Annotated in this window: 12 protein-coding genes; 3 read left to right on the forward strand and 9 right to left on the reverse strand. The window is 58.7% G+C overall.

The genetic code is table 11. The features are described from left to right. The first annotated feature begins 57 nt into the window (after positions 1-57). Complete coding sequence (locus E8M78_RS12400; RefSeq protein WP_137135324.1) at positions 58-699, forward strand: outer membrane protein; 642 nt, start codon at positions 58-60, stop codon at positions 697-699. A gap of 84 nt (positions 700-783) precedes the next feature. Here the strand turns inward: E8M78_RS12400 and E8M78_RS12405 are convergent, their stop codons facing one another. Genes E8M78_RS12405 through E8M78_RS12415 form a run of 3 tightly spaced genes read right to left on the reverse strand, consistent with a single transcriptional unit; the run spans position 784 to position 3905 of the window. Then, the gene (locus tag E8M78_RS12405) at positions 784-987 is read right to left on the reverse strand and encodes a heavy-metal-associated domain-containing protein (protein ID WP_137135325.1); all 204 of its coding nucleotides are present in this window, start codon (positions 985-987) and stop codon (positions 784-786) included. Positions 988-1002: 15 nt separating this feature from the next. After that, entirely contained in the window at positions 1003-1428 is a 426-nt protein-coding gene (gene cueR / locus E8M78_RS12410; protein WP_137135326.1) for a Cu(I)-responsive transcriptional regulator, read from the reverse strand. Beyond that, positions 1428-3905 (reverse strand): heavy metal translocating P-type ATPase, encoded by a 2478-nt coding sequence (locus E8M78_RS12415; RefSeq protein ID WP_137135327.1) that lies wholly within the window; start codon positions 3903-3905, stop codon positions 1428-1430. The genes cueR and E8M78_RS12415 overlap by 1 nt, the downstream gene beginning before the upstream one ends. Before the next feature lie 60 nt (positions 3906-3965). Between E8M78_RS12415 and E8M78_RS12420 the strand changes: the two genes are divergently transcribed. Beyond that, complete coding sequence (locus E8M78_RS12420; protein ID WP_137135328.1) at positions 3966-4790, forward strand: type II CAAX endopeptidase family protein; 825 nt, start codon at positions 3966-3968, stop codon at positions 4788-4790. Between the two features lie 5 nt (positions 4791-4795). On the opposite strand, the gene E8M78_RS12425 is transcribed toward E8M78_RS12420, so the two are convergent. Next, a complete protein-coding gene (locus E8M78_RS12425; RefSeq protein ID WP_137135329.1) occupies positions 4796-6982 on the reverse strand; it encodes a methyl-accepting chemotaxis protein in 2187 nt (728 codons plus the stop codon). Positions 6983-7160: 178 nt separating this feature from the next. Then, positions 7161-8051 carry a DMT family transporter gene (locus tag E8M78_RS12430; RefSeq protein ID WP_137135330.1) on the reverse strand — a complete coding sequence of 297 codons (891 nt, stop codon included), beginning with the start codon at positions 8049-8051 and terminating at the stop codon, positions 7161-7163. A gap of 159 nt (positions 8052-8210) precedes the next feature. Between E8M78_RS12430 and E8M78_RS12435 the strand changes: the two genes are divergently transcribed. After that, positions 8211-9572 carry a PLP-dependent aminotransferase family protein gene (locus tag E8M78_RS12435; protein WP_137135905.1) on the forward strand — a complete coding sequence of 454 codons (1362 nt, stop codon included), beginning with the start codon at positions 8211-8213 and terminating at the stop codon, positions 9570-9572. Here the strand turns inward: E8M78_RS12435 and E8M78_RS12440 are convergent. From E8M78_RS12440 to E8M78_RS12455, 4 genes are all read right to left on the reverse strand, one after another. Further along, positions 9569-10135, reverse strand: coding sequence for a hypothetical protein (locus tag E8M78_RS12440; RefSeq protein WP_137135331.1), 567 nt, complete (start codon positions 10133-10135; stop codon positions 9569-9571). The two genes, E8M78_RS12435 and E8M78_RS12440, sit on opposite strands and share 4 nt — an antisense overlap. Continuing rightward, positions 10135-10845 carry an FRG domain-containing protein gene (locus E8M78_RS12445; RefSeq protein WP_137135332.1) on the reverse strand — a complete coding sequence of 237 codons (711 nt, stop codon included), beginning with the start codon at positions 10843-10845 and terminating at the stop codon, positions 10135-10137. The genes E8M78_RS12440 and E8M78_RS12445 overlap by 1 nt, the downstream gene beginning before the upstream one ends. A gap of 123 nt (positions 10846-10968) precedes the next feature. Then, on the reverse strand, positions 10969-11862 hold the full coding sequence (locus E8M78_RS12450; protein WP_137135333.1) for an NAD(P)-dependent oxidoreductase: 894 nt from the start codon (positions 11860-11862) through the stop codon (positions 10969-10971). Positions 11863-11929: 67 nt separating this feature from the next. Next, a complete protein-coding gene (locus E8M78_RS12455; protein ID WP_137135334.1) occupies positions 11930-12202 on the reverse strand; it encodes a hypothetical protein in 273 nt (90 codons plus the stop codon).

Below are 12202 nucleotides of genomic sequence, written 5' to 3' on the forward strand. Positions count from 1 at the left end.
CTTTCGAAGAGCGGACGCTAGGTTTGTAAGCACCTCGTAATGAAAGGGAGTGCATCCATGAAAAACGTTCTTCTTCTCGCCGCCGCTCTGGGCTTCGCAGGCTCTTCTGCGGCGCTTGCTGCAGATGCCGTGGAGCAAATTCCGCAAGCGCCTATGGCCGTTGAGGCCGTTGTGCCGTCCTTCACCTGGACGGGTGGTTATGTCGGTCTGCTCGGCGGTTATGGCTGGGGCAATGCGGATGCTTCTGCACCCGGCATCAGCGCCAGCGATGATTTCGATGGCGGCCGTATGGGCGCCTTCGTCGGCTATAACTGGGCCATGGCCAGCGGCTTCGTTGTCGGTATTGAAGGCGACGTGAACTACGACTGGAACGAAAATTCCTATGCTGGCGGCATTGATGCCGGAACCGATTGGTCCGGCTCCGTCCGTGGCCGCGTTGGCTATGCGTTTGATCGCGCGCTGCTGTTTGCGGCAGGTGGTTACACCGGCACAAACGGCTACGTCGATACCCCGATCGGCGATACCAGCAAGACCTTCCACGGCTGGACACTCGGCGCTGGCGTTGATCACGCCTTTACGGACAACGTGTTCGGCCGTCTGGAATACCGCTACAACGATTACGGCGACAAGACGATCGGCGGCATCAATGCCGATTTCGACCAGCACGTCGTCAATGTCGGCATCGCAGTTAAGTTCTGATCATCGGCAGTTTCGGCTGTCTGAGGAAACCCTCTCCCGGCAACGGGTGAGGGTTTTGTTTATGCAAAAACGGGCTTTACTCGCTCAAGCCACCGCAATCTTCTCAGGTGAATAACCTGCGTCGCGAATGGCTTCTTCCGCCTTGGCCGCATCGCCACCATCCAGCGTCACGCGATGGTTGGCAAGATCGATGGCGACCGGCACACCGGGCAGCGCTTTGGCCAGCGCGGAACTCACGGATTTTTCGCAATGGCCGCAGGTCATATCGGGTACGTGGAATGTGGTCATGGTTAGTCTCCTTGATCAATGATTGCTGGGGGTTGCGGACGAAGGCGGCGCAGCACTTGCCGCCAGATCCTCCAGAATGGGGCAATCCGGCCTGCCATCGCCGGAACAGCAATGGGAAAGATGCTTCAGCGTCTTCACCATGCCCTGCATTTCGGCAATGCGCCGTTCCAGATCGGCAATGTGCTGAGTCGCCACCTCTTTGACGGCCGCGCTTTCCCGCGCCTTGTCCTGCCAGAGCGCCAGAAGCTTCTGCGTTTCTTCCAGCGAGAAGCCAAGTGAACGGGCCCGACGGATGAAGCGCAGCACATGCACATCGTCCTGGGTATAGAGCCGGTAATTGTTGTCCGAGCGGGCGGTTGGATGGATCAAGCCAATCTGCTCGTAGTAGCGGATCATCTTCGATGAAACGCCGGAGGCTTTGGAGGCTTCGCCAATGTTCATCACACCGCTCCCAGCTTCATGCTGCGCAGTCGCAGAGCATTGGTCAGAACGAAGACACTGGAAAGCGCCATGGCCCCTGCCCCGATCATCGGCGAAAGCTGAATGCCAAATGCGGGATAAAGCGCGCCGGCCGCCAGCGGGATCAGCGCCACGTTATAGCCAAAGGCCCAGAACAGGTTCTGGCGGATATTGTTCATCGTCGCATGGCTGACCGCAATGGCATCCGCAACACCCGTTAATGCGCCGGAGGAGAGAACCACATCCGCGCTTTCAATCGCCACATCGGTTCCCGTACCAATGGCAATGCCAATATCGGCAGCCGCCAGCGCCGGCGCATCATTAATGCCATCGCCCACGAAAGCGACCGGACCGGCCTTTCTGAAGTGCTGCAGCGCCTCCACCTTGCCTTCGGGCAGCACTTCGGCCACTACGTCATCAATGCCCACCTGCACGGCTATCGCCTCCGCAGTTCGGGCATTATCCCCCGTTACCATGGCAACCTTCAGGCCCATGGCCTTCAATTGCCGGATGGCGTCGCGGCTCGTTTCCTTCAGCGGATCGGCCACCGCCAGAATGGCGGCAAGCCTGCCATCCACGGCGGCATAAAGCGGAGTCTTGCCCTCATCCGCCAGCCGCGCCGCATCGCTTGAAAAGGCTTCAACGGACAGGCCAAGCTCCACCATCAGCCGGTCTGCGCCAACAGCAATCGTCCTGCCATTCACCTTGCCCTCGATACCGTAACCCACGCGAGCCTCAAAGCTCTCGGCACCGGGAATGGAAAGCCCCCTTGCCTTCACCGATTTGACGATGGCTTCGGCCACCGGGTGTTCCGAGCGCGCTTCCAGTGCAGCCACTAAAGGCAAGACTTCGGCCTCGTCAAACCCCTCTGCGGTGACGATATCGGTCAGTTCCGGCTGACCTTTGGTCACGGTGCCGGTCTTGTCCAGCACTACGGTTTTGACATCGCGCAGGACCTGCAGCGCATCACCCTTTCGAAACAGCACACCAAGATCGGCCGCGCGACCGGTGCCGACCATGATGGAGGTGGGCGTTGCCAGCCCCATGGCGCAGGGGCATGCAATGATGAGAACCGCAACGGCTGCCACCAGCGCATGCGGCAGAACCGGCTCCGGCCCGACGATAAACCAGATGAGGAAAGTGAGCAGCGCCACACCCATGACGGCGGGCACGAACCAGCCGGTAACGCGATCGACCACCGCCTGAATGGGCAGTTTTGCCCCTTGCGCCTGTTCCACCAGCCGGATGATCTGCGAGAGCATGGTGTCGGAACCCACCTTTTCCGCCCGGAAACGGAAGCTGCCGCTACCATTGATGGTGCCGCCGATAACCTCTGCGCCCGCCTGCTTTTCCACGGGCAGAGGCTCGCCGGAAATCATCGATTCATCCACGTTGGAAGCGCCGTCGATCACCACGCCATCCACCGCGATGCGTTCGCCGGGACGCACGATAATCACATCGCCCACGTCCACTTCATCGGTTGGAATATCAATGGCTTGGCCGCCGCGCTCCACCCGCGCAGTTTTGGCTTGCAGGTTCAGCAGACGACGGATGGCGGCACCGGTTCTACCCCTTGCGCGGGCTTCCAGCAGGCGGCCAAGCAGGATCAGCGTCACGATGACCGTGGCGGCTTCGAAATAGACGAAACGGGCAGCTTCCGGCAAAAGCTGCGGCGCGAAGGTGGTGACGGTGGAATAGGAATAGGCGGCCAATACGCCGATAGCGACCAGCGCGTTCATTTCCGGATGGCCGCGCAAGAGCGCGGGAATGCCTGTCTTCAGAAAACGGAAGCCGGGGCCGAAGATGACCGCCGTCGCCAGCACGAAATAACCGTAATAAAGCCACTGCAGATCCACTGCCCCCATCAGCCAGTGATGGAAGGGTGGGTAGAGGTGCCCACCCATTTCCAGCACAAACAGCGGAAGCGTCAGCACCGCGGCAATCGCCAGATCGCGCTTTAGAGCATCGGCATCTTCCTCATGATGGCTATGGGTTTCATGCGCATGTGGCGCAGGCCCATGAGGCTTTTCGAGTGCAAAGCCTGCGGAGCGAATGGCAGCGGAGACCAACCGCTTCGCATCGCGCCCGAAGGCTTCCACGCTCACCTGTCTTTCGCCCTCACCTGCCGTGACGGACACGACCCCGGCGAGACCGGAAAGCGCGACTTTAAGCCGTTCCGCTTCTGCGTCATTGAGTGGATGTTCCAGCGAAAACACAAGCTTTTCCGCCTTCGGCTCATAGCCAACCTTGCGAATGGCTTCAGCCAGTGTCGCAGCAGAAAAGCCTTGCGACAGTTCCACGGTCAGGCTTTCGGTCGCGAAGTTCACGGCGCTTGTCGCCACGCCCGGCACCTTCGCCGCCGCATTTTCCACCCGCTTGACGCAGGAAGCGCAGCTCATGCCCTCAACAGGGACGATCAGCGGTTCATGGATGTGCTCGGCTCTGACGCTCTGGTTCATGAGATGGAATCCTCTTGTTCCATCCACAGATAGGGCTTCCCATCATGGGAAGGTCAAGGGGTGAGACGCGGTAATTTCGCAAATTCCGAAATTCAATTTTTGCGGGAAATTGCTCTTCCTTTGGTAGCAGATCAAGGCTACACACGGCGTGTGAATTTTCATTGTCACCGGATTGAGATGCAAGCCGCAACCGAGGCCACCACAACAAAGCTTTTCCGATTTCTGAAAAGTATTCCCCGCAATACGCTGACGCTCCTGCGCATGATCTTCATCGATTGCGCAGTGCCGATTGTCTTTCTATTCATATTTAATGTATTCGGTCAGCTAGTAGCGGCCTTGTGCGGCACAATCCTTACCGCATGGAGCATAGACCCCGTTGTCGTGCGTCGTGCCAAACATGCGATCAATACTCTGTTTGCTCAGTCACCTTTGCTCGTCGTTTACCTGCAACGCCGTCAGCCAATCAGACAGTCTTTCCGCTCGCCACGGTCAATCATAGCTGCCGTTACAATTGGTACTTTGCTGCTGGCAATCAACGTCTTGGCGCAAGTCGGCAAGTCAGATGTCGGCCTCGAATTTTCGCTGAGCGCGGGCCTGATGGTCCTTTCGATCTGTTTATTTACACCCATTGCCGAGGAAATGTTCTTCCGCGGCTACCTCTGGGCAAGGCTTCAGGCACGGGGATATGGCGATGGCCTGATCACCATTTGTACCGCCCTCCTATTTGCCGCAGTGCATTGGCCGAACAATCTCGCTGCACTCACCAACTACTTGTTCATGGCCTTCTCCTTCAGCCTCATCCGCTATTTCGGCGGCGGGATCGGCCTGCCCATATTTTTCCATGCAGCGATGAATTTCATCGTCATCCGCCATATCGGGGTGTGATGGCCTCAGGCAGCGCGCGAGGTGCGCCGGAAAGCCTCCTCGCCCGCGCTAACCCTGAACTGGCTCACAGTGTCGCGCAGTGCATGACTTTCCTGCTCGATGGCATAGGTGGCAGCATTGCTTTCTTCCACCATAGCGGCGTTGCGCTGCGTCAACTGGTCCATGTTGTGAACGGCGGTGGAGATTTCGGAAATCGCGGCAGCCTGCTGGCGCGCGCCTTCGCTGATCGTTCCGATCTCCTGATCGATGGTTTGAATATTGCTGCGGATCTCGGTCATGTAGCGGCCGGAACTTTGCACCAGATCGACACCACGCTGAATGGCATCGGCCGAATTGTGGATGAGCCCCTTGATTTCGCTGGCGGCTGCGGCAGAACGCTGGGCCAGTTCGCGCACTTCCTGCGCCACGACCGCAAAGCCCTTGCCTGCCTCACCGGCACGGGCCGCCTCGACACCGGCATTCAGCGCCAGAAGGTTGGTCTGGAAAGCAATATTATCGATGACGCCGATGATCTGGACGATCTGGCCGGACGAGGCCTCGATGTGCTGCATGGCATCGACCGTGTCTCGCATGATGGTTTCGGACATCTCGGCGCTCTTGCGGGCACCCGCAGTCATGCCGGTGACCGTGCGCATGCGGTTGGTGGTTTCTTCCAGCGTCGTCGTGACTTCGCTCAGAGCAGCGGAAGCCTCTTCCAGCGAAGCGGCCTGCCGTTGCGTGCGTTCTGCCAGCTCTTCCGCGCCGGCGCGCAATTCGCTGGCACCGTTAGAGACCGTGAGAACCGTGGAACCGACGCCGCGCATGGTGGAGCCGAGCGCCAGAACGGAGCGGTTATAGGCCTCGCTGAGAGGCTGCAGCTCAGCGGCGAAGCGTGCCGCGATCTGATAGGTCAGGTTCCCGGCAGAGAGTTCATTCAAGGCGCGACCGAGTTCGGACACGGCAAAATCCACCGCCCTGGCGCGCTCTGCATCAAGCGCGTGGCGTTCCTGATCTTCCTTCCAGCGAAGTTCGGCCTGCTGCTGGCGCGCTTCTGCATCTTCCCGTGCCTTGCGGGCATGATTTTCCATGGAGGCCACAATCGCTCGGCTCAACTGGCTAATTTCATCGCGACCCGTTGTGGGCGCCAGCATTTCGCTGGCTTCATCCCGTGCATGACGCTCGACGACCCGGACCATCTGGCGCAGCGGACGCACCACGCCAAGCAGGGTGACGCCGCTGAGGATAAGCGTCAGGACGACAGAACCAATTGCAGTTCCTGCGGCGACCTGCAACTGCCACAGATGAGCGGCTGCCATCTCTTGTGCCAATTGACGGATTGCAGCCAGTTCTGCGATCTCTGCCTCCTGAATGACCTGAATGCGCGCCGTGGTCTTGGCAAACCATACCTTGGCATCAAGGCCGGTCAGCACACTCTCGCCATTCGCCTGCAGCATCTGCTGGCGGAAGCGCTCGATCAGCGCCGCATCTGCGCTATCCTTGAAGACATTGAGGCTGGCACCTGCAAGTTCAGGATCAAACTTGGAGAATTCGCGCAATAGAACATCGCCTGCACCGTGGAAGCGCGCAAAGGTCATGTATTGCTCTGGCTGAATGCGCCCCGCCGTCAGGAAACCATTGCCCATGCCGCGTTCCTGACCCGCAATTTCCTTGGCCAGCGACAGATTGAGAGACGCCTGCAAACGGCTGACGAGGTTGCCTTCCGCTCCTGAAAGCGTCAAACGACGCGTGGCATCCAGAAGATCGCCCACGAAGCCCGTGTAATAGGCAAAGGCTTGCGGTGGCGTCGTTGTCAACTGATCCACCCCGCTGCGCAAGCTCTGAATCTCGCCGATCGCTCGGCTGATCTGCGCTGCAGTTTCAGATTTGACGCCAAACGCGCCCAGTTCGCCGACGATCTCCGCCAGCTTCGGCAGCGCCTTGTCCGTCTCCTGCCGGGCTGCAGCCACCTCATCGCGGTTGGATTTGCCCTTCGAGCCCAGAAAGCCAGCCGTCTGGCCGCGCTCGACCTGCAATCTCTGCACGCTTCGGCTGATGATTTCCATATTGACCGTGGCCGCAGCAATCTGCTTCGACATCTGATAGGAGTGGAGCTTATCAACCACAAGATGCCAGGCCAAGACCGTGACGGCGGCAAGCGGAATCAACGCACAGATGCAAAGCCGCACGGCGATGGACAAATTGGAAAAGCGCATGGTCGAACTCCTGAGATTGCCCTCAAGGTTGCATTACGTATTAAATTTTTATTTAAATCTAATGTTGCTATTTCTTACCCATCACATCTTCCTGTTTTTTGTCATTAAATAGGAAGCTTCAGTTTTCGCCTCATCTTAAAGCGTAAATCATTGATTGAGTGTCGTATTTCTGATGGAACTACTTTCTCGCCGAATAACGCGCTGCTGCGACACAGAAAATCACACCTGTGGTTGCTACGAGCATGGACCAGGACACGGCTTCGCCCAACAACAGCGCCGCCAGCAGCAATCCGAAGAAAGGTTGCAGAAGTTGCAGCTGACCGACGGATGCCGTGCCGCCTTTCGCCAGCCCGTGATACCAGAAGATGAAGCCCACCAGCATGCTGAACACGGTGACATAGCCAAGCCCTGCCCAGGCCGCGGCAGGCACCGAAGTCAGATCCTGCGGCCAGGTGAAAAGGCAAAGCAGCGCCATGGGCGGCAGCGAAAGCACCAGCGCCCAGCAGATGACCTGCCAACCGCCAAGCCTGCGGGCCAGCTTGCCGCCTTCCGCATAGCCAAGGCCACAGACGATGACGGCGGCGATCATCAATAGATCCCCTTCCAGCGAGGCGTGGCCGCCATTCGACAGCGCGAAGCCCACAACCAGCAGGCTGCCGAGCATGGAGAACAGCCAGAACAGCGGCTTTGGCCTCTCACCCCCGCGCAGCACGCCAAAGGCGGCGGTCGCCAGTGGCAAAAGCCCGATGAACACGATGGAATGGGCCGAGGAAATGGAGCGCAGTGCCAGCGCGGTCAGCAGCGGAAAGCCGATAACGACACCGAGCGCGATGACGGCAAGCGACAGGAGGTCCGAACGCTTCGGCCTCTTCTGACGCAGGATGACGAGCAGCAGCGCCGCCAGCACGGCTGCCATGGCGGCACGCGCCGAGGTGACGAAGAGCGGCGGCAGGCCCAGCACGGCCAGACGGGTGGCGGGTAGAGAGCCGCTGAAGATGATGACCCCGATCAGCCCGCTGACCAGGCCATCCGTGGATCCTGTTCGAATTGTTGGTGCTGCTGCTTTCATCGTCTCATCCTTTTTGCTTGAGCATAGGCAGGATGGACTGGCGCAGACAGGCACACAGCCATACAATTGCATCAAACTGTATTGCCGACACGCCCCATACGGATTGATGAATTGGCTGTTCCATTGACATCACCACCACTTGGCCGCACCGAGCAGGTGATGGCGGATATTCGAAACCGCATTGCCGCGCGCGCACTGACGCAGGGCGACAGGCTGCCCTCCATTCGGGGACTTGCTGCAAGCCTTGGTGTTTCGCCTTCCACGGTGGTGGAAGCCTATGACCGGCTGGCGGCGGAGGGGCTGATCCGGGCGCGGGCCGGTTCCGGCTTTTTCGTGGCCGCCAATCCGCTCGCGCCCATGCCGCTTGCGGCGCGCGATGCCGCCCCCGGCCTGCGCGAGGTAGATCCTTTCTGGGTTTCCCGCCAGTCTCTCGATGCCGATGACGAAAGCCCGAAGCCCGGTTGCGGCTGGCTGCCAGCCGACTGGATGCCGCAGGCTGCTCTTCGCCGCGCGCTTCGCAACGTGGCGCGGGCGGAAGATGCCGTGCTCCTGAACTATGGCCGCACGCAGGGCGATTTCGATCTGCGGCGATTGCTGGCGCGGCGCGCGGCGGAGGAAGGGCTGGCGCTCGACCCCGCCAACATCATGCTGACCGGCTCCGGCAGCCAGTCGATCGATCTCATCTGTCGGCTATTGCTGAAACCGGGCGATACGGTTCTCGTCGACGACCCCTGCTATTTCAACTTCCGCGCTCTGCTGAAGGCGCATCAGGCGCAGGTGATCAGCGTTGCGATGACGCCAGCGGGACCGGATCTTTCCGCGTTCGAAAACGCCTTGCAGGCTGAGAGGCCCCGCCTCTATCTCACGAATTCGGCCCTGCACAATCCAACCGGAGCAACGCTCTCGCCGCCGGTGGCGCATAGACTGCTGAAGCTGGCAGAGGCCCATGACCTGCTTATTCTGGAGGACGATATCTTTGCCGATTTCGAGCCGGAGCCTTCCGTGCGGCTCGCGGCGCTGGATGGGTTAAACCGAGTGATCCGCATTGGCAGTTTCTCCAAGACACTCTCCGCGTCGCTGCGCTGCGGCTATATCGCGGCACGTTCCGAGTGGATCGAAGGACTGGTGGACCTGCAGATCGCCGCACAATTTGGCGGACCAAGCCCGATCGTGACGCATGTGATCAGCGAGGTTCTGACCGGCGGCAGCTATCGTAAACACATGGAAGAGGTGCGCCGCCGCCTTGCCCGCACCCGCCGCAGTGTGGGCGCACGACTGACCAAGCTCAGCATTGAGCCATGGCTTGAACCACGCGGCGGCTTTTATCTCTGGTGCCAACTGCCGGAAGGTGTTTCCTCCACCGCCCTTGCCCAGCAGGCGATGGCAGAAGGCGTCGTTCTGGCACCGGGCAATGTGTTCAGCGCAGCGCAAACCGCCAGCCGCTTCATGCGCTTCAACGTGGCGCAAATGGGCGATGAAAGAAGCTGGCAGGTGCTGGAGCGAGGATGCGGGAAGACTTAGAGACGGACGTTAACGTCCGTCACGCTGATTTCCTGCCCGTGAATGGAGCCATAGATACCAGCGGGAACCACCAATGAATATTTGAGCTCCTGGCCACTGCGACCAGTATAGGGCGCATCCAACAGCAAGTTCGCACGGCCTCTGAACGCACCATCTTCTGCAACATCAAAGGTTGAGCCATCCACTTCCATGGCGACGAATGCTACACCTTCGACCTTCTGCTCCAGCTCGTGCCAGGCCTCAAAATCGTGAATATCTATTTCGCGAACTCGTTCGGCTATTAAGGTCCGGTCAACGTCAGTCGCCATATCAGCACCACTCCGTGAAGCCGCCTCATGATGGCTCTGGGGGGTTAAGGATGTCCTTACACTACGGCCGGAAATAGCCACTGAACTTGCCTTTCTCAAGGCTTGATTGCCCAAATACTTGTTTCGTGTCTTCACGTTTTCGCCATGGACTACAATATCTGAATTTGATCGAGACTGGAGTCCGAATCTGCATCGCCCCTTGCCAGTCGAGACGCGAAAGTTGGAACCTGTTGCTTTCGAGTTCTTCTTTGCCATCAAGCATTCCGATTCGAATAAGTGCGCGCGAGATTGCGGCCGATTCCGTCCAGCCCACCCATCAGGCGCGATTCATCAATCCCCATTATGCCGAGCACGGAGCGGAAGAAGGGTTTTTCACTGGCGGGAATGTCGAAGGTCTCGTATTGCGCGATCGCCTTGTTGCGCGCCGGATCAGGAAGCCAAGCTTCTACTGGATGCGAATGGACGCTGAAGACGCCTTGCTGCGCGGTGATGCGGGATGCGCGCGGCGGCACACGTACCAAGACAACGTCAGCCATATCCTCGTCGAAGGGCTTGAAGTCAGACTTCAACTTGATCCCCGTCAAGGTCGTTCGAATCATGTGGATGCGGGCATTGGCTGGACTTTTCTCGTCTTCGCAAGCGAACCATGCCGCCACCAACGGGTTCGTGGACCAATCCAGCAGACGTGTGGGCAGCCCATGATGCTGCGCCAGCGCCAGAAGCTCCATATCAGTCGTGATTTCAGAATGGAAACGAAGCGCTTCTGCCTTGAATTCATCGAACCACGTTCGCTCATCGTCCCGGCGATATCCAAGCGGTCCAGTCTTGTTCGAACGCCCTACACCCGGAACCAATGGCCACGAGGCATCATCCTGACCACGAAAAATCCAGCGGTGGTCGGTCTTTCCAGATACACTTTCAATGAAATCAAACCAGTACTGACTGGGGGTAAGTGGGCCGGACACGCATGCACCATGGCTGCAAAATTCAACTATGAGGCACAATCGAACATGCGCAGCCGATTCGCAAGTAAATCTTCACCTATACTTGCGAACGGCTGAGACTCATCTTTTTATATTAAATACTCATCACGTGCTCACATATTTCCGCCAGTCGTGGCTCTCCCTGAAGCCCAGCATGTCGCGGATTTTGCGGTTGCTGATCGGTGCGCCGAATTCTTCCAGTTCGCCGGTGATGGGTGTTCCCGGCGCATGCTTGGAAAGAAATTCCCGCGTTGGCTCGGTGGCAGTAATCGTATCATTGACGGCGTTGAACACCTGAAAGCCCAAGCCATCTTTCTCGATGCACAGATGCACGATCTGGCCGAGATCACGCGCATCGATATAGCTCCAGGCATTGCGTTTGCGCATGGGCGGATTGGCGAGATATTCCGGGAACTTCGCATAATCTTCCGGTGAAACGACATTGCCGATCCTGAGCGCATAGACATCCGCCTTGAAGCGCATGGCAAAAGCGCGGGCCGTTTTTTCGTTCACCACCTTGGAGAGGCCGTAACTATCCATTGGATCTACGTCATAGTCTTCGGTCAGCGGAAACTCGTGGTAATCCTTATCGCCTTCCGCAAAGCACACGCCATAGGTGGTTTCGCTGGAGGCGACCACGACCTTGCGGATCCCGAGCTTCATGGCCGCTTCGATGACATTATAGGTGGAAACGGCATTGGCCGCGAAAGTGGTGTTATCCGGCTGGATGAGAATGCGGGGCACGGCGGCGAAATGCACCACGGCATCCACCTTCGGCACACCCTCGCCCGTTTCCAGACCTTCGAAGCCGAAGTGCTGGGACAGCGCGTTGAACACCTCGCCGGAATTGGTGAGATCGGTGATCAGCGTCGGCACGGATTGATCCGGAAACGGCTTCAGATCGAGGTTCAGAACCGTGTGACCCTGCTCGAGCAGATAGGGAATGGCATGCCGCCCCGCCTTGCCGCTGCCGCCGGTGAAGATGATCCGCTTGCCCATAAGTAATCCTCCGCTGATATGCGCGGACAGAGATAGGGTGTGGTGGGCGGAAATGGAATGGGTATGTTCAGTTGCTTGTCAGCCTTTGCCATTCGGTATCGAAAGCAAATCGCAGTTCAGCCGCCTCCTCGTCCGGCAAGGAACGAGTCATCTGCGGGAACAGCATCTGGTGATAGGCGCGCTTCTTCCGATCCCATGGCATGGATTGCGCTGCCCGCATTTCTGCCAGAACAGCGTTCAGTTTGCTGCGGACCCTATCGGGATTGGGCTTATAGGAGGCAGGTTCCTGGGGAAACAGGTCCGCCTGCGTACCGAACAAGTCAAGTTGGGCTCTGCTCAT

The sequence above is a fragment of the Rhizobium sp. FKY42 genome (assembly GCF_005222835.1).
Lineage (GTDB): Bacteria > Pseudomonadota > Alphaproteobacteria > Rhizobiales > Rhizobiaceae > Neorhizobium.